Source organism: Streptomyces sp. NPDC101178 (genome assembly GCF_044767965.1).
Taxonomy (GTDB): domain Bacteria; phylum Actinomycetota; class Actinomycetes; order Streptomycetales; family Streptomycetaceae; genus Streptomyces.
In genome coordinates, this window is sequence record NZ_JBIWOZ010000007.1 from 219,430 (window position 1) to 238,540 (window position 19,111).

The 19,111-nt window shown below is 70.6% G+C and carries 12 protein-coding genes; 3 read left to right on the forward strand and 9 right to left on the reverse strand.

Features of this window, described 5'->3' with window-relative positions; genetic code table 11:
* Window positions 1–46: 46 nt before the first annotated feature.
* A complete protein-coding gene (gene treY / locus ACIRR8_RS21445; protein WP_404067064.1) occupies window positions 47–2,434 on the forward strand; it encodes a malto-oligosyltrehalose synthase in 2,388 nt (795 codons plus the stop codon).
* Here the strand turns inward: treY and ACIRR8_RS21450 are convergent, their stop codons facing one another.
* Together ACIRR8_RS21450 and ACIRR8_RS21455 are read right to left on the reverse strand one after the other, a co-directional pair.
* Window positions 2,435–3,448, reverse strand: a complete 1,014-nt coding sequence (locus tag ACIRR8_RS21450) for a cytochrome P450 (protein ID WP_404067067.1) — start codon at window positions 3,446–3,448, stop codon at window positions 2,435–2,437.
* Between the two features lie 131 nt (window positions 3,449–3,579).
* Window positions 3,580–4,146 carry a DUF1707 and FHA domain-containing protein gene (locus tag ACIRR8_RS21455; RefSeq protein WP_404067070.1) on the reverse strand — a complete coding sequence of 189 codons (567 nt, stop codon included), beginning with the start codon at window positions 4,144–4,146 and terminating at the stop codon, window positions 3,580–3,582.
* Between the two features lie 342 nt (window positions 4,147–4,488).
* Here ACIRR8_RS21455 and ACIRR8_RS21460 point away from each other — a divergent pair, with 342 nt between their 5' ends.
* Window positions 4,489–5,412, forward strand: coding sequence for a GNAT family N-acetyltransferase (locus ACIRR8_RS21460; protein WP_404067587.1), 924 nt, complete (start codon window positions 4,489–4,491; stop codon window positions 5,410–5,412).
* Here ACIRR8_RS21460 and ACIRR8_RS21465 read toward each other — a convergent pair.
* Together ACIRR8_RS21465 and ACIRR8_RS21470 are read right to left on the reverse strand one after the other, a co-directional pair.
* Window positions 5,372–6,520 carry an alpha-L-fucosidase gene (locus ACIRR8_RS21465; protein ID WP_404067072.1) on the reverse strand — a complete coding sequence of 383 codons (1,149 nt, stop codon included), beginning with the start codon at window positions 6,518–6,520 and terminating at the stop codon, window positions 5,372–5,374. The genes ACIRR8_RS21460 and ACIRR8_RS21465 overlap by 41 nt on opposite strands.
* A gap of 14 nt (window positions 6,521–6,534) precedes the next feature.
* The gene (locus tag ACIRR8_RS21470; RefSeq protein ID WP_404067074.1) at window positions 6,535–7,941 is read right to left on the reverse strand and encodes a GH1 family beta-glucosidase; all 1,407 of its coding nucleotides are present in this window, start codon (window positions 7,939–7,941) and stop codon (window positions 6,535–6,537) included.
* Between the two features lie 220 nt (window positions 7,942–8,161).
* Between ACIRR8_RS21470 and treZ the strand changes: the two genes are divergently transcribed.
* Window positions 8,162–9,922 carry a malto-oligosyltrehalose trehalohydrolase gene (gene treZ / locus ACIRR8_RS21475; protein WP_404067590.1) on the forward strand — a complete coding sequence of 587 codons (1,761 nt, stop codon included), beginning with the start codon at window positions 8,162–8,164 and terminating at the stop codon, window positions 9,920–9,922.
* Window positions 9,923–9,933: 11 nt separating this feature from the next.
* Here the strand turns inward: treZ and ACIRR8_RS21480 are convergent, their stop codons facing one another.
* The 5 genes from ACIRR8_RS21480 to ACIRR8_RS21500 all read right to left on the reverse strand — a co-directional run bounded on the left by ACIRR8_RS21480 (window position 9,934) and on the right by ACIRR8_RS21500 (window position 19,035).
* Complete coding sequence (locus ACIRR8_RS21480) at window positions 9,934–11,073, reverse strand: M24 family metallopeptidase (protein ID WP_404067077.1); 1,140 nt, start codon at window positions 11,071–11,073, stop codon at window positions 9,934–9,936.
* Between the two features lie 94 nt (window positions 11,074–11,167).
* Entirely contained in the window at window positions 11,168–11,812 is a 645-nt protein-coding gene (locus ACIRR8_RS21485) for a nucleoside/nucleotide kinase family protein (protein ID WP_404067593.1), read from the reverse strand.
* 254 nt (window positions 11,813–12,066) lie between these two features.
* A complete protein-coding gene (locus ACIRR8_RS21490) occupies window positions 12,067–12,504 on the reverse strand; it encodes an Imm1 family immunity protein (protein WP_404067080.1) in 438 nt (145 codons plus the stop codon).
* Entirely contained in the window at window positions 12,501–12,968 is a 468-nt protein-coding gene (locus ACIRR8_RS21495) for a DddA-like double-stranded DNA deaminase toxin (protein ID WP_404067082.1), read from the reverse strand. Before ACIRR8_RS21495 ends, ACIRR8_RS21490 begins: the two co-directional genes overlap by 4 nt.
* Before the next feature lie 16 nt (window positions 12,969–12,984).
* Window positions 12,985–19,035 carry an RHS repeat domain-containing protein gene (locus tag ACIRR8_RS21500; protein ID WP_404067084.1) on the reverse strand — a complete coding sequence of 2,017 codons (6,051 nt, stop codon included), beginning with the start codon at window positions 19,033–19,035 and terminating at the stop codon, window positions 12,985–12,987.
* Between the last annotated feature and the right edge of the window lie 76 nt (window positions 19,036–19,111).

Below are 19,111 nucleotides of genomic sequence, written 5' to 3' on the forward strand. Positions count from 1 at the left end.
CGCCCGGGGTGACACAGGTCGCCCCGGGCGGGGTACGTAGAAGGGCATGACGCCCACCGCGACGTACCGGCTTCAGATCCAGCCCGACTTCCCCTTCCCGGCGGCCGAGAAGGCGGTGCCGTACCTGGCCGCACTCGGCGTCTCCCATCTGCACCTCTCGCCCGTCCTGGAGGCCGTCCCCGGCTCCACGCACGGCTACGACGTGGTCGACCACAGCCGCGTACGGGAGGAGCTGGGCGGTGAGGAGGGGCTGCGGAGCCTCGCCGCCACGGCCCGGGAGCACGGACTCGGGCTGGTCCTCGACATCGTGCCCAACCACATGGCCGCCGCGCCCCGCCACAACCGGCAGCTCTGGGAGGTGCTGCGCGAGGGCCGGGCCTCGCCCTACGCCCGCTGGTTCGACATCGACTGGGCGGCGGGCGGCGACAAGGTGCTGCTGCCGGTCCTGGCCGGTCCGCTCGGCGGCGAGCTGGGTTCCCTCTCCGTCGATGCCGGCTCGGAGGTGCTGCGCTACGGCGGGCAGGAGTTCCCGCTACGGGCGGGCACGGCGGAGCTGCCGCTTCCGGAGCTGCTCGACGCGCAGCACTACCGGCTGGCCTGGTGGCGCCTCGCCCGTACCGAGCTGAACTACCGCCGCTTCTTCACCGTCTCGGAGCTGATCGGCGTCCGCGTCGAGCACCCCGAGGTCTTCGAGGCCACCCACGCCAAGGTCCTCGAACTCCTCCGCGACGGCGTCCTGGACGGGCTGCGCATCGACCATCCGGACGGCCTCGCCGACCCGGCCGCGTACCTGCGGCAGCTCAACGAGGCCACCGGCGGCCGGTGGACGGTGGTGGAGAAGATCCTCACCGGCGACGAGCCCCTGCCGGCCGGCTGGGCGGTCGCCGGGACGACCGGGTACGACGCGCTGCACCGGATCGACGGGCTGTTCACCGACCCGGCGGGCGCGGCGGAGCTGCTCGGCCGCTACCGGGAGTTCGCGGGCCCGCCCGGCGACCGGGGCGGCTACTGGAAGGCGACCGTCCGCCGCGCCGCCTACCGGGTGGCCACGCACGAGCTGGCGTCCGAGACCGCCTGGCTGACCCGGCTCGCCGCCTCCGTCTGCGCCGCCGACCCGGCCTTGCGCGACCACGCGCCGTGGGCGCTGCGGACGGCGATCCGGGAGCTGCTGGTACGGGTGCCGGTCTACCGGCCGTACGTGACGGCGGGCGTACCGCCGACCCGGATCGCGGAGGAGACGCTTCCGGACGACGCGGTACGGGACGCGAAGGCGGTCTTCTCCGTGCCGGAGGAGGCCGCCGCCGTCGATGTCGTACGGGATCTGGCGCTCGGGCGGCTCGGTGACGGCGAGGAACAGGCGTCCTTCTGCGCCCGGTTCGCGCAGACCGCGTCCGCGCTGCACGCCAAGTCGGTGGAGGACACCGCGTTCTACCGGTACGTGCCGCTGATCTCTGCGACGGAGGTCGGCGGCGACCCGGGGCAGCCTGCGGTGACCGTGGACGCGTTCCACGCCTTCGCCGCCCGGATCGCGCGGGACTGGCCCGCCACGGGCACGGTCCTGACCACGCACGACACCAAGCGGAGCGCCGACGTCCGGGCCCGGATCGCGGTGCTGTCGCAGTGTCCGGAGCGGTGGGCGGCGCTGGTGGCCGAGCTGACCGGGGCGACACCCGTCGCGGCGCCGGACCCGCAGCTGGCCTGGCAGGCCTGGCAGTCGTCGTACGGCTGCGCGCCGCTGCCGGCGGAGGAGCTGGGCGCGCGGCTGGAGCCGGCGCTGCTCAAGGCGGTGCGCGAGGGCGGGCTGTTCACCAGCTGGACGGAGCCGGACGAGGCGTACGAGCGGGCGGTGACGGACTTCGTGGCGGCCGGGCCGGGCAGCGCTTCCGGAACGGCCCGGAGGCTGGTGACCGCGTTCGCGGAGTCGCTGGCTCCGCATATCCGGGCCCAGGTGCTCGGGGCGGCGCTGGTGCAGCTGACGATGCCGGGCGTACCGGATCTGTACCAAGGCACGGAGAGCGAGTACCTGGCCCTGGTCGACCCGGACAACCGGAGCCCGTTCCGGCGGCCGGAGGGGCCGGAGGAGGAGAAGCAGGTGGTGACGGCGGCGGCGCTGCGGCTGCGGCGGGAGCTGCCGGAGGTGTTCGGCGAGTCGGGGACGTACGTGCCGGTGGAGGCGCGGGGTGCGGCGGCCGGGCACGTGGTGGCTTTCAGCCGGTCCGGCGAGGTGGTGGCGGCGGCGACCCGGCTGTCGCTGCGGCTGGCGGAGGACGGCGGGTGGCGGGACACGGTGGTCGAGCTGCCGGACGGGGGGCCTTGGCGGGATGTGCTGGCGCCCGGTGCCGGGCGGGAGTTCGCGGGCGGCTCGGTGGCGGCGGGCGCGCTGTTCGGGGAGCGGCCGGTGGTGCTGTTGCGGCGGGTGCGGGAGAAGGGGTGATCAGGAGGGCTGTACGAGGAGGGTGCGCGGTCCCCGTGTGAGCACCCCGGTCGACACCGGGCGGAAGCCGTCGGCCCAGCGGATGCCGGGCATCGCCGTCAGCAGGGCGCGCAGGCCGTGTTCGGCCTCCAGGCGGCCGAGGAGGGCGGCGGGGCAGCCGGCCGGTCCGGTGAGCAGCGGATCGGCGTCGGCGCGCAGCGGGTCGAACCGGTCCGGGGCGGCGAACCGGGCCGGGTCGCGGCCCGCCGCGCCGATCAGGCAGGCGACGGGCGCACCGCCGGGCAGCATGCCGCCGCTGACCCGGACCTCGGTGCGGGTGCGGCGCAGCACGATCTGGACGGGCGGGTCACGGCGCAGCGTCTCGGCCCAGGCCCGGCCGATCAGCATCCCGGTCCCGGCCTCGGAGCCCGCCACGGCGTCGAGCAGGTCAGGGTCGTCCAGCATGTTCGCGAGGAACGAGGCGAGGGCCCGTTCGCGGAGCCCGGTGTGCCGGACGCAGTCGGTGCCCGCGCCGCCGGTCCGGGGCCGGGCGCGCAGGTCCGGGTAGGAGCGTCCGGCCGCCACGGCGTCGGCCCCGGCGGGGAGCCAGCGGCAGAACTCGGCGACCAGGTCCGCCCGGTCGCGGCCGGCTATGCGGTGGGCCAGGACGTACGCGGTGCGCTCGACGGCGGAGCTGCCTTCCGGGGCCGCGCCGCCGTCCGGCAGCGGCGTGCAGACCAGGCTCCCCCGGCAGAGCCCGAGCGGCGCCGGGACCGGGCCGCGCGGGGCGCCGTCGTGCGGGTAGCCGGTGAAGCGCGGGTCGGTGAGGGCCAGGGCCACATCCGCGTACCGGCTCAGCAGCCAGGCGCCGAGGCCTGGGTCGTAACCGAGCGGGAAGTCGGTGCGGAGGATCCGGTACAGCCGCAGGCGGTACGGATCGGTCGCGGCTCCCGGCTCCAGCAGTCCCGGCTGCCCGCCCGCGAGCCGGTACGGGCGCCGGGCGGTGGGCAGGGCCTCGGAGCGGTCGGCCGCCATCTTTCGTCGCCCCCTGCGGTCGTGGCGTCGGCTGTCGACGCACCTGCCTCTCAGCGGACCACCGCCGGGGCCTCACCGCAGTCGGCATACACCCGTTCGGGTGACGGGGTGCCGGGGGTCACTGGGTCCGGTCAGGTGGGCGGGCGCGGGGACGGAGTCGTCAGCCGGAAGCTCATCCGGCCGAAGCTGACCTGGTCCCCGTCGCGCACCGGGATGGCGCCGACGAGCCGCTGGCCGTTGACGCAGGTGCCGTTGGTGGAGCCGAGGTCGCGCAGGACCCAGCGGCCGTGCTGCACGGTGAGTTCGGCGTGCAGCCGGGAGACCGTCTCATGGTTGAGCCGCAGCCCGTTGCCCGGGTCACGGCCGATGAGCAGCGGATACGGGCTCGGTGCGGGCAGCAGCAGCTTCGGGAGCCGCTCGGTCTGCCAGGCCCGGCGCAGGCGCCCGGGGAAGGCGGATATCCCGCCGACGGCCTTGACGAGTCCCTGCGAGAAGCGGCTGCCGGAGTCCAGGTCCGAGGTGAGGGCCGCCAGTTCCTCGGGGCGGCGGGCGACGAGGGCGAGCTCCATGCGCCGCATGAAGGTGTCGTGCGACAGCTTGCCCTGTGCGGCACCCTCTCTGAGCACGCCGAGGACACGGTCGCGCTGGGCGTCCGACAGCCGCGCGGGATACGTGTGGAACTCGGGGGACGACGTCACATCGTCGATTGTCGGGCCGAGGGGGCCGGAGTGTCCAGAAGGGCCCGTCTTCCCGGCCGTTCCGACCTGCACCGGAGTTCGAGCGCCCGCCCGGTCACGGTCCGGCGCGTTAATCGGTGGACAGGGCGTCCGGGCCGCGACTACGGTCGGCACCGACATCGGCCCAGGTCATGGAGGGAGGCGAGACCATGCGTGACCACCCCACCGGCATGACCGGCATCCGCAGCTTCTCGCCCCCGCGCTCCCGCCCCGTCCACCGGGCGGTGTCGGTCTCCGTCTGACGTCTCGGACGTCACGATGTCCGACCGGGAGCGCGGTATCCCGTCCCTGGAGGACATCTTCATGACCGACCTGGTCATTCGCGCGCTCACTTCGAGCGACGCCGGTCTTTTCCCTTCCCTGCACGACGACAACCTCGTCGGCCGTGGCGCCTTCGGCCACCGTTACGCCACCTTGGCGGAGGGCGGCGAGTACCGCCCCGACTGGACCTGGGTCGCGCTGCGCGACCACACCGTGGTGGCCAGGGCCGCCTGGTGGGCCGCTCCCGACGACACCGCGCCCATCGCGCTCGACTGGTTCGACTTCGCGCCGGGCGAGGAGGAGGCCGCCGCCGAACTCCTGCGCCGCGCCCCTTTCCGAACCGAGTACTCCCTGCTCGTGCCGCCCGGCTGGCGGGAGGTGCCCGAGGTCAGGGCCGCCGCCGAGGCGCGGATCGGCGCGGCGCGGGCGGCCGGGATGGAGGTGCTCGTCGAGCGCTACCGCTATACGTGGACGCCCGACCGCCCGCTACCCGAGCGGCCGGGCCGGCTCACCTTCCGGCCCGAGCCGGACGACGCCGTGATCCTCGACGTCCTGCGCCGGGTCCACTCGGTCACGCTGGACGCCCATGCCCGGCGGGCGATCGCGGGGCCGGGCGGTCTGGAGGCGGCGGCCCAGGAGGAGTTGGATTTCTTCCACTGGTGTCCTTCGCCGCGTGAGTGGTGGCAGCTGGCGTACACGCCGGACGGCGAGGTGGCGGGCATCCAGGTGCCGGCGCACAACCCGTCCGGGCCGTGCATCGGCTTCATCGGCGTCGTCCCCGAGGCACGCGGGCACGGGTACGGCTACGACCTGCTGGTGGAGTGCACCCGCTTCCTGGTCGAACAGGGCGCCGAGTTCATCGCGGGCGCGACGGACCGCGCGAACGCGCCGATGGCCGCCGCGTTCGCCCGAGCCGGTCATCCCGTCACTCAGGAGCGGATCGACCTGGTGTTCGGTCCGAGCTGAGTTCGCCGCTCGCCGTCTCCTCGGCGAGCCAGTCGAGCCGGAGTAGCTGCTCGGCGGGGATCGTCGCGTCCTCGCCGCGCGGTCCCACGTTGAGCAGCAGGTTTCCGCCGTCGGCCGCGGTGTCGCGGACCAGTGAGGTGAGGGCCTCGCGGCCGATGAAGGCGTCCGGGCCGGAGTTGCGGTTGTAGCCGAAGCTGTGGTCGATGCCCCGGGTGATCTCGTACGGGTCGGAGCCGGTGTACCGGGCGTACTCCGGCGTACGGAAGTCGAACTCCGGCGGAGTGCGCGGCACGAACCCCTCGCCCTGCGCCACCGTGCGCCGGTCCCACCAGTTGTAGAGGGACTTGGCGCCCGGCAGCGACAGGGCCCGCCAGTGAGGTGCGTACGGGAGCAGGCGGTCGTTGACGACACCGTGGGGGACGGTGAAGCGGTAGAAGTCGGTGAGGGAGCGGATCTCGGTGGCGGAGGCCGGCCAGGCGATGTCGTTCCAGAGGATGTCGGGGCGGTAGCGCCGGATCAGCTCCCTCAGCTGCGCGTCGGCGTAGGCCGGGTAGCCGCCGCGCGGGACGGCGGAGAACATGTCGGCGGCGGTGCCGATGGGCCGGTCGTCGAAGGTCCAGTCGAGCCCGCCGGAGTAGTAGACGCCGAAGCGGAGGCCTTCGGCCCGTACGGCTTCGGCGAACTCTCCGACCACGTCCCGGGTGGTGTGCCAGCCGGTGCGGTGCGGGTTCTTCGTCTCGGAGGGCCAGAGGCAGAAGCCGTCGTGGTGCTTGGTGACCAGCACCGCGTACCCGGCGCCCGCCTCGCGGAAGGAGCGGGCCCAGGCGGCCGGGTCCCAGGTGGCGAGCCCGTCCTCGAAGTCGCGGCCGAAGTGGGTGTAGGGGCGGGTGCCGTAGGTGGCGCGGTGGTGGGCGGCGGCCGGGGAGCCGGGGAAGCGGAGGGAGTTCTCGTACCACTCCGCGTACGAGGTCCAGCCGAGCGGCGCACGCCGGCCCGCCGCCGGGAGTTCTTCCGGCGGAACGTAGGGCGGGGCCCAGCCGGGGACGGAGGCGGGTGTCCAGTGGACGAAGATCCCCAGCCGGGCGCGGGACCACCATGAAGCGACCATGGCGGGAGTATTGATCATTCGGAGGGAGCCGCGAAAGCCCCCTCGACCGCTTCCTTCCGGATCTGCCCCTGCTTCCGCTGCTTCTGGGTCCGGATCAGCTCGCGGTACCAGGCGTACGAGGCCTTCGGCGTCCGGGCGAGGGTCTCGTAGTCGATGTGCACCAGGCCGAACCGCTGCGAGGCTCCTTCCGTCCACTCCACGTTGTCGGTGAGCGACCAGGTGAAGTAACCGCGTACGTCGACCCCGGCGTCCATCGCCGCGCGCAGGGCGGTGAGGTGGCTCTCCAGATAGGCGATGCGGCGGTCGTCGGCGAGCGGCTCGTCCAGGGCGCAGCCGTTCTCGGTGATGTGGAGCGGGGGGAGGCGGTCGCCGTAGCGGCGGTGCAGCAGGGTGAGGATCTCGGTGAGGCCCTCGGGAACCACGGGCCAGCCGAAGCCGGTCTTCTCGTATCCCTGGATCTCGCGTATCCCGAAGGGGAGTTCGGCGGGCATCGCGAAGCCGGAGAAGGTCTCCAGGGCCTCCGGCCGGGGCGCGCCGACGAGGGTGGGGTTGTAGTAGTTGACGCCGTACCAGTCGAGCGGGGTGGAGATGACCTTGAGGTCTTCGGCGACCGGGCCCGGCATCAGGGCGGCGATGGCCTCGTCCGGGTAGCGGCCGGTGAGGACGGGGTCGGCGAAGAGCCAGTTGGTGAGCGTGTCGTACAGCTCGGCGCTCGCGCGGTCCTCGTCCGCGTCGCCGGCCGTCCAGACCGGGGCGTGGGAGAAGGCCGCGCCGATGGTGTCCGCGCCGGCCGCGCGCAGGGCCCGGACCGCGAGGCCGTGGGCGAGGAGCTGGTGGTGGGCGGCGGGCAGGGCGTCGAAGAGGAGCGCGCGGCCGGGTGCGTGCTCGCCGAGCGCGTAGCCGAGCAGGGTGACCTCGGCGGGTTCGTTGATGGTGATCCACATCGGGACCCGGTCCGCGAGGCGCTCGGCGACGATTCCGGCGTACTCGGCGAAGCGGTAGGCGGTGTCCCGGTCGAGCCAGCCGCCCGCCTCCTCCAGCGGGAGCGGGGTGTCCCAGTGGTAGAGGGTCGGGGCGGGGGTGATGCCGTGGGCGCACAGCTCGTCGACGAGCCGGTCGTAGAAGTCGAGCCCGTCGGCGTTGACGGCCCCGCTGCCGCCCGGGACCACGCGCGGCCAGCTGATGGAGAACCGGAAGGCGTCGGCGCCGAGCCCGGCGAGCAGGGCCACGTCCTCGCGGTAGCGCGCGTGGAAGCCGGTGCCCCGGGTGGTGTCGGTGCCGTCCTTGATCCGGCCGGGCTGTGCGGCGAACGCGTCCCAGCCCGAGGGTCCCTTGCCGTCGGCGTCCACCGCCCCCTCGGTCTGGAAGGCGGAGGCGGAGGCTCCCCAGAGGAAGCCGGGCGGGAACTGCGGTACGGGCATCGATGCCTCCATGAGCCGTACGGATGAACGGAACCTGTATGAGCGGTGAGCGGGCCGGGCAATGATCAGGACCAGACCTTAATGGCCGGTAACCGGCGGTTCCAGAGGCCGGCGGTCATGGATGGTGGTGAGCCGGGCGCGGGGCCGCCTCCGGACACCGGGCCGGCCTGACGGTCTCTCTGTTACGCACGTGGCGGACGGTACGGACGAGGAGTGGTGGATGCGGTTCGAGGTGTGGGCCCCCGAGGCGGACACAGTCGTGCTGGAGGCGGCGGAGGTCCGGTACCCGATGGAGCGCGATCCGCTGCGGGAGGGGTGGTGGAGGGCCGGGGCGGAGGCGGCGGACGGGACGCGTTACGGGTTCCGGGTGGACGACGGGCCGCTGCTGCCGGATCCCCGTTCGCGGCGCCAGCCGGACGGGCCGGACGGGCCGAGCGCGGTGGTCGACCAGGAGGCGTACGCCTGGCGCGACGGGTGGGCGGGGCGGCGGCTGAACCGTGCGGTGCTGTATGAACTGCACGTGGGGACGTACACGCCTCAGGGCACGTTCGACGCGGCGGCGGAGCGGCTGGGCCATCTGGCGGAGCTGGGGGTCACCCATGTGTCGCTGATGCCGGTCTGTCCGTTCCCGGGCACCAACGGATGGGGGTACGAGGGGGTCTCGCTCTGGGCGGTGCACGAACCGTACGGCGGGCCGGAAGGGCTTAAGCGCTTTGTCGATACGGCACATGGGCTGGGGCTCGGAGTGGTCCTGGACGTGGTCCACAACCACCTGGGCCCGTCCGGCAACTATCTGCCCGCCTTCGGCCCGTACTTCACCGACACCCACCACACGCCGTGGGGCGCGGCGGTCAACCTGGACGCGCCGGGCTCGGACGAGGTGCGGGCGTTCCTGCTGGGCAGCGCGCTGGCCTGGCTGCGGGACTACCGGCTGGACGGGCTGCGGCTGGACGCGGTACACGCGCTGGCCGACACCCGGGCGCTCACCTTCCTGGAGGAACTGTCGACGGCGGTCGACGCGCTCGCGGTGGAGCTGGGCCGGCCGCTGGGGCTGATCGCCGAGTCCGACCTCTGCGACCCGCGCACCACGACCCCGCGCCCGGCGGGCGGCCTCGGGCTGCACGCCCAGTGGAACGACGACTTCCACCACGCCCTGCACACCGCGCTCACCGGCGAGTCCCAGGGCTACTACGCCGACTTCGCCCGGGCCCCGCTCGCCGCCCTGGCCAAGACGGTCACGTCGGCGTTCTTCCACAACGGGACGTACTCCAGCTTCCGGGGCCGCGTCCACGGCCGCCCGGTCGACGTCTCCCGCTCCCCCGCCCACCGCTTCGTCGGCTACGCGCAGACCCACGACCAGATCGGCAACCGGGCCCTCGGCGACCGCCTCGCCGCCTCCCTCTCCCCCGGCCTCCAGGCGTGCGCGGCGGCCCTGGTGCTGACCGGCCCGTTCACGCCGATGCTCTTCATGGGCGAGGAGTGGGGGGCGCGGACGCCGTGGCAGTTCTTCACCGACCACACCGACCCGGAGCTGGCGGAGGCCGTACGCAACGGCAGGCGGCGGGAGTTCGGCGCGCACGGCTGGGCCGAGGAGGAGATCCCGGACCCGCAGGACCCGGCGACCCGCGACCGCTCCTGCCTGGACTGGGACGAGCCGGAGCGCGAACCGCACGCCAGGATGCTGGCCTGGTACCGCGAACTCATCGCGCTACGGAGGTCGTTGCCCGACCTCCACGACCCCGACCTGGCGGCGGTGAAGGTCGCGTACGACGAGGACGCCCGCTGGATCGCGTACCGCAGAGGCGATGTCCGGGTCGTCGTCAACCTGGCGGACGTACCGGCGGCGATCCCACTGGGTCTCGGGCGTCACCGCCGGTCCGGCGGACGGGTGTTGGCGGCCTGGGAGCCGGTGGAGGCACCGGGCAGGGACGGGGTGCTGCGGCTGCCGCCGGAGTCGTGCGTGGTGCTGGCGGACGACTGAACTCCTCGGCCCTAGTCGACGATCGCCAGCTCACGGTCGGTGGCGTTGAGGCGGCGGCCGCCGTCCTCGGTGACGGTCACGATGTCCTCGATGCGGACCCCGAAGCGGCCCGGGAGGTAGATGCCCGGCTCGACGGAGAAGCACATACCGGGGACGAGCGGCTGCTCCTCGCCCTCGATCATGTACGGCGGTTCATGCGTGGTGACGCCGATGCCGTGGCCCGTACGGTGGATGAACCGCTCGCCGTAGCCGAACTCGGTGATCACCGCGCGGGCGGCCCGGTCGACCTCCTGGCAGGCGGTCCCGGGCCGCACGGCGGCGCAGCCGGCCTCCTGGGCCTCGCGGACGATGTCGTGGACCCGCTGCTCCTCGGCGGTGGGCTCGCCGACATGGACCGTACGGGAGGTGTCGGAGCCGTAACCGTGCTTGAGGCCGCCGAAGTCCAGGACCACCATGTCGCCGCGCTCGATGGTGCGTTCACCCGCCTCGTGGTGCGGGTTGGCGCCGTTGGGCCCGGAGCCGACGACGGTGAAGTCGACCTGCGAGTGGCCGAAGTGCTTGAGGAGCGCGGCGAGATCGGCCGCCACGTCACTCTCCCGGCGGCCGGAGAACCGCACCTTCAGGATCTCCTCGTACGTGGCGTCCGCCGCCGCCCCCGCCGCCGCCAGGCGCTCCAGCTCGGCGGCGTCCTTCACCGCCCGGAGCATCGGGAGCGCCTCGGTGAGTGACGTGTACGTGGTGTCGGGCAGCGCCCGCTGGAGGCCGAGGAGGTGCATGGCCCAGGCGTTGTCGCTGACGCCGAAGCGGCCCTGGGGCGCGAGCAGCGGGGAGGCCACCGCGTACGGGTCCACGCCGTCGGTCCAGTCCCGCAGCGCGAGCGCGGGCGCTCCGGCGGCGGCCGCCGCGTCGGGTGCCTCCAGCGTCGGGACGACCAGGACCGGCTCCTGGCCGGCCCGCAGGACGAGGAGGGTGAGGCGCTCGGTGGAGACGGGCTGGTAGCCGGTGAGATGGACGAGATCGGGCCCGGGCGCGACGATCACCCCGGCCAGCCCGGCCTCGGCGGCGGACTCGGCCGCCTTCGCCATCCGGGCCCGGTAGTCCTCCGCGGTGAAGGGCACGGGGGGCGAGGCGGGCTGGTTCGGGCTGGACATCGGGGCCTCCTGGCGGTGCGTGGGTACGGCAGGGCGTGACTCCATGCATCCTGCCCGTGGAGGAGGGCGTATGCGAACGGGTCGGGGCGTGAGGCTACGACGGCAGCCGCACCACCAGGTCGGCCCGACCCCTTCCCCTCTCCACCAGCCGGGCGTTCGCCTCGTCGGAGCGCTCCACCCACGCCCGCGCGTACGCCGGAGGCTTCCCGTACCGCACATGGCGCTCCACCAGCCGCCGCACCCGGACCTCCGGATCGAGGTCCAGGAACCAGACCTCGTCGAGCAGCCCGCGCACCGGCGCCCACGGACCCTCGTCGAGCAGCAGGTAGTTGCCTTCGGTGACGACGAGCGGCACGTCCGGCGGCACGGCCAGGGCCCCGGCGACCGGCTCCTCCAGGGCCCGGTCGAAGGCGGGGGCGTACACCGCGTGCTCGGGTTCCGGCTCGCGCAGCCGCCGCAGGAGGGCGACGAACCCGGCCGCGTCGAAGGTGTCGGGCGCGCCCTTCCGGTCGGCCCGCCCGAGCCGCTCCAGCTCGGCGCCGGCGAGGTGGAAGCCGTCCATGGGGACGAGGACGGCCCGTCCGACCAGGGCCTCCACCAGCCGCTGCGCCACGGTGGACTTCCCGGCGCCGGGCGGCCCGGCGATGCCGAGGATGCGGCGCCGGCCGGTCCGCACGAGGCTCCGGGCCCGGTCGACGGCGTCGGCGAGGATCTGCAGTTCTATGGCGTTTGCGAGCAGGTCGACCAGGCCAGCGTCGCGCGCTTGGGTGATGTCAGCGACTGAGCCAGCCCGGATCTCGCCGCACACCATAGGCGAGCAGCCATGGTCACCCTCGAAGGCTGGCGGCTCCTGACGAAGCTCCACTACAGCACCAATCGCATCAACAACCGGGGCGGCCGCCCTCGCCCTTTACCGTGCAACATTATGAGGTTCGGAAGAGGCTCCGCCATCTGCGGCCATCTCGAAGAAGCTCCTGCGGAATTATAGATCCATCAGACTTCCGGCTCATCCTGCCATTCCACACACACCGGCCGCCTCCCACCAGAGAGAAGGAACTCTCTTGCCGCGTCACGCACGAGAGAAAGAGGGATTTCCGCCGATACGGGAAATTCCGTCGGATTTTCGGCGATATGATACGTGACCTCGCCCTCCCCGTTCGGACGACTTCCAAGCGACAGGTAGTTCGCATCATCCGTGAAGCTCAGAATACCAACCTGCCGCTTCCCGTTTACGCCAACCATGAATTCATGATCAGGGAATCCCGAAGGAAGGAGCCCCCTCTGCTGGCTATGCAGAACAGCCATGCTCTCGAACTCTTCCCCAAAGGCAAGGGAATCGATCATTGCATCGACCCCCTCAACCGAGTCAATCACGTCCGGTTCACGCACATGCTGCGCCTTATAAAAAGCATGCACCCGATTTTGATTCATCGTCCGCCCATTCCTACGTTCCCGTTCCCATACAGGTGAGAGGTGAAACCACCCCTTCCGTTCGGCCAGTGTACCCTCAGCTGCCGTTCGCCCAGCATGGTGTTCAAGACCGCATCGCAGCCCATAGGCTGCCTGCAGGGGCCGCTCGGGTTGTTAATCACTACCTCAGCCTTATTGACCTTGTCGCGAATCATCATTGCGACAAACTTCTGCTCCACATCGCTGGCTGTGGCAGAAGTCGCCGACCCTCTCCTAATGCCAACTTCTCGAAGTCTCTCGTTAGCAATCCTCCACAGGTCGTCATCGACAGCCTTATTCCCGCTGTTTACGAGATGAATGCGCGCATCCCGATATACCCCTAGGCCCTGAGTTTTGCCACCCTTCTTGAACGGGAGCGCCCTAATGGTCTCCTTCGCGCCTTTTACGAGATCCGAGATCCTTATGGCCGCACCGGCACGTCCCACTCCAGCTACTTGACGACTAGCCCCCCCCTGGCGTCCAAGGCATTACGGCCACGTCGTTCGCAAGGTACTCACAGGAGCCGTCAACATTACATCTCAAGTGCTTCTCGGGCTCTTGCATGCCGAGAATGTTGCTCCATACCCACTTGATAATGGGTAGTATTTTGTCAACTCCTGAGTCTGTGTAAGGGCCTGGGGTTGGACTCGGTCCTGGGCTAGGTCGAGGGGTACCGCTGATTCCTCCAGCGTTGCCGGCTGTAGCCGTACCGCCAGTGGAGCCAGTCCCAGGCGGCGCATCCCAGTTGATCGGAGCCGGAGGAACCGGTGCCGCACTGCTATTACCGGGTCGGCCATTACCCGAGTCGAGACGCGTACCCGTGGGGTCGGAGTTCGTCGCCGGAGCCTGGCCACCGTAGCTGTAGCCGTTGAGGGTCTGGTGTTTGTCGAGTTCGAGGATGGGGTCGACGCTGATGAACTGACCGATCCCCGGGTCGTACTCGCGGGCGCCGATGTGGGTCAGGCCCGTTGCTGAGTTCGTCGGCTTGCCGAGGAATGCCTTGTCGTCGGGCCAGGCCGCCGGCTGAGTTCCGCGCGGGGCTCCGAAGGGGGTGGTGTAGCGCTTGGTAACGGCCTGGGTGGTGGCGTCGGTGGCGATGCTGCTGGTGCCGTGGTGGTCGGCCGCCAGGAAGTTGAGCTTGCTCCCTGCAGTTCCTGCGGTTGCCGTGCGTACCGCGATCGTCTGGCCGGCCGCGCTGTAGTAGCGGGTGCCGGAGACGGTCTTCGCCGCACCCTTGGTGGTGAGGCGCACCTCCGTCGTACCGAGGTAGAGGACCGTATCGCCGTCGCCGCTCGCGCGGCGGATCAGGAGTTCCCCGTCGGCGTCGTACAGGTAGCTGGTGCCGAGCGCGGGCTTGGCACCGGCCGCTGGTTCGGTGGTGGAGGACAGTTCGCCTTCGGTGTTCCAGAGCAGGGTCTGGGGGGCTTGGGTGCCGGGGCGGCTGGTGGTGTTGCCCGCCAGGTCGTAGCCGTACGTCGCGGCGTTGGCGCCGGTGGTCTTGACGAGCGGGTGCGGCTGGCCGGTCGGTGTCTTGTACTCGTAGCCGGTGGTCGCGTCACCCGTGGTCGTGTGGGTGGTCTCGGTGCTGCGCTGGCCGGCGCTGTTGTAGGTGTAGCTCGTCCAGTACGGTGCCGCACCGTCGAGGTTGGCCGTGGTGCGGCCCGCCGTGGCGCAGTCGGCGGTCTTCGGGGTCCAGGCTTCGGTGAGACGACGGTGCGCGTCGTAAGTGAAGCACTGGTTGTCGGCCTTGGTGGTGCCGCCGAGTGTGGTGGGGTCGAGGATCGACTGGACGTTACCGGCGTCGTCCCGGGCGAAGTTGAGGTCCTGCAGCATGTACGGGTGCGTCTGGTTGGTGACGTGGCTGCGGGTGAGGCGGCCGGTGCCCGCCTCGTACTTGTTGGTGATGTAGGTGTTCTTGGCACCTGCACCCAGGGTGAGCTGTTCGACCTGGCCGAGCGCGGAGTAGGTGACGCCGAGGAGGTAGGTGCTGGTGCCGGAGAGTTCGGTCGTCAGTCCGAGCGAGTTGTACTTGGGCGAGATGATCTCCTTGGGGAGACCACCGGCGGCCGGTTCCTTGGTGTTGGCGACGCTCCCGTCGGCGAGATACGCCGTTCCGAAGGTGAGAGGGGACGTGACCGCGCCGGAGGTGACCAGCGGGTCGTCGGCCGGCAGCTCGAGGTCGGTGCTGATGGGACGGCCGAGTGTGTCGTGCTCGGTGATCCGCTTGGTGAACTTCTTGCCGGTGGCGCCGCCGACGTAGCGGGTGGAGGCGGTGGGCTGCCCCTTGAGGAGGGTGTCGTAGGTCCAGTCGGCGAGCTTGTTCGCATCCGACTTCGCGGTCTGCCACAGCCCGGTCTTGCGGCCGAGCTCGTCGTACTCGTACAGCAGCTTCGCGTTGCGCGCGTCCGTGGTCAGGCTGACCTGGTCGAGGTCGGTGTACTCGGTGCTGGAGGCGCCCTTGTCCGGGTCGGTCGTGCCGGTCTGGCGGCCGAACAGGTCGTAGGAGTAGGTCCACTTGGCGTCGTCGATGCCCGTGATCACCGACTGCTTGCCGTCGCGGGTGTAGTCGTACTTGACACGCGTGTAGGCGGTGCCGGTCGTGGCACCGTACGCCGTGTCGTTCGGCGCGGTGCCGCCGTAGGTACGCGTCTCGGTGGTGCGGCCCAGCGCATCGATGATGGTGCGGGAGGCGTTGCCGCCCTTGACGGCTGTGGTGGCCGTGGAGTCGCCGGTGTAGCTCGTGGTGGTCGACCAGCGGTCCTCGCCGAACACGGTGAAGGTGGTCTTCGTGGGCCGGGCCGCCGCGTCGTACGCCGTTCGGGTCAGGGCCGGGGTGTGGGCGTAGGAGGCACGGGCGTATCTGCCTTCCGGCGCCTTGAGGTTGTCGTAGACGTCGGCGTACGTCTCGTAGGCGAGGCCACGGGAGTCGTAGCGGGTGTCAGTGAGAACCCGGCCGCCGAGGGGCGAAGCGGTCTGAGTTTGTAGCGGGCGGAGCAGGGCGTCGGTGATGGCATAGCTGGTGTTGTAGCTCTGGCCGTCGGCCTTGAGGGTGCCGACCGAGGTCCAGGGCTGACTGCCACGGGCGAAGTTGTAGTCGTACTTCGCCGTGGGCGTGTCGATGTCTTTGGTGCGGTTGGGAGCCCAGGTCGCGGTGATGCGGCCGAGGGCGTCGTACGTGTTCTCGGTCTTCTTGAGGTTGGCGTCGAGCGTGCTCGTCACTGATCCACGGGCCGGATCGACGTAGGTGTACGCCTTGTGGATCTGGCCGTTGGAGGAGGTGAGCTTGGGCGCGGAGACGATGGCGGCGGTCAGCGGGCCGGCGGCCGCTGGGTAGTACGCGGTGGAGGTGACGTATCCCTTGGCGTCGGTGACGGTGAGCGGCCGGCCGAGGGAATCGTAGGTCGTCTTCACAGAGGTCTGCCAACCGCCGTTGACGGCGGGGTGGCGGTCCGCGGTACCGGCGGCAGCCGGATAGGCCTCGGCGCGGCCGGACCAGGTGGGAAGGCCCCGGGTCGGCGTCTGTGAGGCGGACCAGCCGGTGGCGGACGGGTTGTCGTAGACCACCGCGGTGTCGGAGAGAACGTCGCCGCGGGTCTTGGAGTTCGCGGGAAGGTTCAGCTTGTCGTCGGTGATCGTCGCCCCGGCGGAGTCCGCGCAGTCGGAGCCGACGACGCGAGTACGGGAAACCAGGCTGGTCAGACCCTCGGCCGTATTGCGGGCGTACCAGGTGCGGCTGCAGGTCTCGTCGCCGGTCTTGGCCATGTCGCCGCTCGACTGAGTATGAGTGGCCATGCCGTAGGTGGCGTCGTATGTGTACGTCGTGCTGCTGCGCTGCCACGTGCTGCTGACGGGTAGGTAGGTGCTCAGGTATGTCCGGGCGGTACGGACGTAGTTCGACTTGGTGGTCGCGTGCGAGCGCTTTTGGCTTGCGGTTTCTTTGTACCAAATGTTGTGCCAGGTGACGGAGACGGGCTCTGCGGCGTTGTAGGTGATCTCCTGGCGGAGGAATCCCGCATAGACGTCCAGGTCCGTGGCGTCCGAGACATTCAGTCCCGCAAAGTCGATCCCAAGGACCTGGACGCTGCGGGTGGTTCCGTCCAGGCGCTTGTCCCCGTGCATTCCCTGCATGAACAGGCGGACCGTCTTGGACTGCGGGTGGTCGGTGTCCCCGGTGTACGTGGTGACCTTCTGGTAGCCGCGCCAAGTGGACCAGGTCCGCTCGTCCGCGGGGGTGAAGGGGTCGTCGTTGAAACGCCAGGCTGGGCGTTCGTAGGTGTAAGAGTTCTCCACGGCGGGGTTCTGGCCGGCCGGGTCGGAGGTGGTGACGGCGATGACGTTGTACTTGTGGAACCAGTCGAGCTTCGGGTCACCGCCGTTGACGGGCCAGTAGACGGGATAACAGGAGAGGTTGTTGTCGTCCTCTGCTGTGGGCATCTTGCTACCGCGGACGCACTGCGGGTCGGAAAGGGTGACCGTGGTGATCGCGCCGGTTTCCGTGGTGACGGTGTTGAGTCGAGGCCGGGTCAGCGGGACGACGTTGTCGGTCGGGCTGTCGACGCGGTTGGGCCGCATGTGGTAGTCGAATTCCACCGGCGGTACGGCGATGGAGCCGCCGTTCTTGCCGGTGCGCTGGAGCGACTTGAGCGTCAGGCTTTTGTCGGACGGGTTTCCGATGTCCGCGCCGTCCAGGAACGCGTAGGTCAGTGTGTAGGTGTCGACCGTCTTGTACGCATCGGGCTCGGCGGCCGTGGACCACACGCTCGTGTTGATGCCGGTGAGCATCTTGCGGGTGAAGAAGGCCGGGCCGGTGGGAAGGCAGTCGGTCTCGCTCGCGGTGCAGATGGCGTCGAAGGGGACGTCTGGCCATCTGTTCGCCGTGTCCTCGGTCAGCGAGGAGCAGTCGTCAGCGGTGCAGCGCTCGCTGTAGCTGAAGGTCACCTTGCCGGAAGGCGTTCCGGTGAACAGGGTGTCCGATCGCTGGCCGTACTTGATCTCGGCGAGGTAGCCGCCGCGGGTGTAGGCGGCGAGCTTGGTCTTGTCACCGTTCTTGGCGTAGTGGTTGGTCTCTGCCTTGTACCAGAAGGTAGAGGCGTTGCCGTGTACGTCGGTGACGAGGTCGAGGTTCCAGCGCCATGCCTGGGTCTTGGCGCGACCGGAGAAGCTGGTGCCGGAGGAGTGGCCCGGTTCTCCGGAGTCGTCGCCGAAGACGGGGACCGTCCAGACGGAGTTGGTGCGCTCGGTGCCGGCGCCGGACAGCTTGTTCAGGCCGAAGGTGTAAACCGTGCCGTCGCCGGTGGTGACCTTCCAGTATTCGCCCTTGCCGTCGCCCTTGCCGTTGACGATGGTGTCGCCGTCGTCGCCGTTGTCGGCTCCGGTCTCGTGGGTGACCTGGGACGCGTCGTCGTTCTTGAGCCGCCAGATGCCCTTGGTGTCGTCCTTGACGAGTTCGGTGGCCTTGCCGTTCAGGACGAGCGAGGCGTTCTCGTACTTCCAGCACTGGTCGGACTTGTCGGCCTGGTCGTCGTCGTCGCACGAACCGTACTTGCGCTCGATGTAGGACGAGGTGAGGTCGAATCCCTCTCCCAGCATGGAGCCCTGGTTGTTGGTGTTCGCAGTCCGGCCGTCGATCCTGCCCGAGTCGTAGGCCAGCGAGAGCGAGGGTGCCGGACCTGCGGCTGCCGGCGGGATGCTGACGGGGTAGGACCAGGTGAACGAGCCCGAGGAACCGCCGGCCTCCCAGTTGGAGGAGGCCGCCAGCGGGGTTGCCTTGTAGTCGCCCGCCGCCGACGCCGGGGTGGCAGAAGCCGTCACGGCGAACACACTCGCCGGTGCCGTGCTGCTGTTGACAGCAGCTGCCCGCGGAACCTCCACCTGCGCGGATACGGTCTGCGCAAGGCCGTCGTTCTGGGATGCCACGGGAGTCCGGGTGCGGCACTCCCTCTTCTGCGGGCTGGTCAGAGCACAGGCGGGAAGGGATACCAGGCCGAGGCGGGAGCCCCAGTTGCCGCCGATCGCGTCGGCGAAGGAGGAGTAGTCGACGATGAGTCCGGCATCGCCTGCGGACTCGGCGGCGGCGGTGAACACGACGCCGGTGATGCCGACGCTGCGGGCCGACTTCTGATCGAGGACCTTCACCGTGGCGGTGCCGTCAGCGACCGGAGCCGGGGTGGCGCTGCGTCCTGCTGCTGATTTTGCGAGGGCAGGTGCCGTCACAGAGACGAAGGCCGTACGGGAGGCCCCCGGCTTGCCCGATATCTCGTGGGTTCCTTTCGCGGCCTTCGGCCAGCGGGCGGACCGCTCACTGCGCGCCCGGGCAGCCTGCTGGGTGTTGAGAGCCTTGTTCTTCGCCACTTGCTCGCGGGCCTCGTCGGCCCCGAGCGCTGAGACGGTCCTGACCTTGCTCACGCGGGGCGCGGGAACATCGGGACGTCCCAACGGGTCCGCGGCCATCGCCAGGGGGGTGAGTCCGGTCGGTACGGAGAGGATGAGAGCCAACGCCCCGACCAGGGGCACACGGAGTCTCCGGCCACCGGAGGCGGAGCGGCGTTTTGCGCTGAGCCTCACGGACGCGGAAAAGGATCGGGACACG

Bases quoted from the DNA above. Each gene is read 5' to 3' on its own strand.
- ACIRR8_RS21460 (WP_404067587.1), top strand. From the start codon at position 4,489: ATGACCGACCTGGTCATTCGCGCGCTCACTTCGAGCGACGCCGGTCTT.
- ACIRR8_RS21450 (WP_404067067.1), bottom strand. From the start codon at position 3,448: ATGGCGGCCGACCGCTCCGAGGCCCTGCCCACCGCCCGGCGCCCGTAC.
- treY (WP_404067064.1), top strand. From the start codon at position 47: ATGACGCCCACCGCGACGTACCGGCTTCAGATCCAGCCCGACTTCCCC.
- ACIRR8_RS21470 (WP_404067074.1), bottom strand. From the start codon at position 7,941: ATGCCCGTACCGCAGTTCCCGCCCGGCTTCCTCTGGGGAGCCTCCGCC.
- ACIRR8_RS21465 (WP_404067072.1), bottom strand. From the start codon at position 6,520: ATGGTCGCTTCATGGTGGTCCCGCGCCCGGCTGGGGATCTTCGTCCAC.
- treZ (WP_404067590.1), top strand. From the start codon at position 8,162: ATGCGGTTCGAGGTGTGGGCCCCCGAGGCGGACACAGTCGTGCTGGAG.
- ACIRR8_RS21490 (WP_404067080.1), bottom strand. From the start codon at position 12,504: ATGAATCAAAATCGGGTGCATGCTTTTTATAAGGCGCAGCATGTGCGT.
- ACIRR8_RS21480 (WP_404067077.1), bottom strand. From the start codon at position 11,073: ATGTCCAGCCCGAACCAGCCCGCCTCGCCCCCCGTGCCCTTCACCGCG.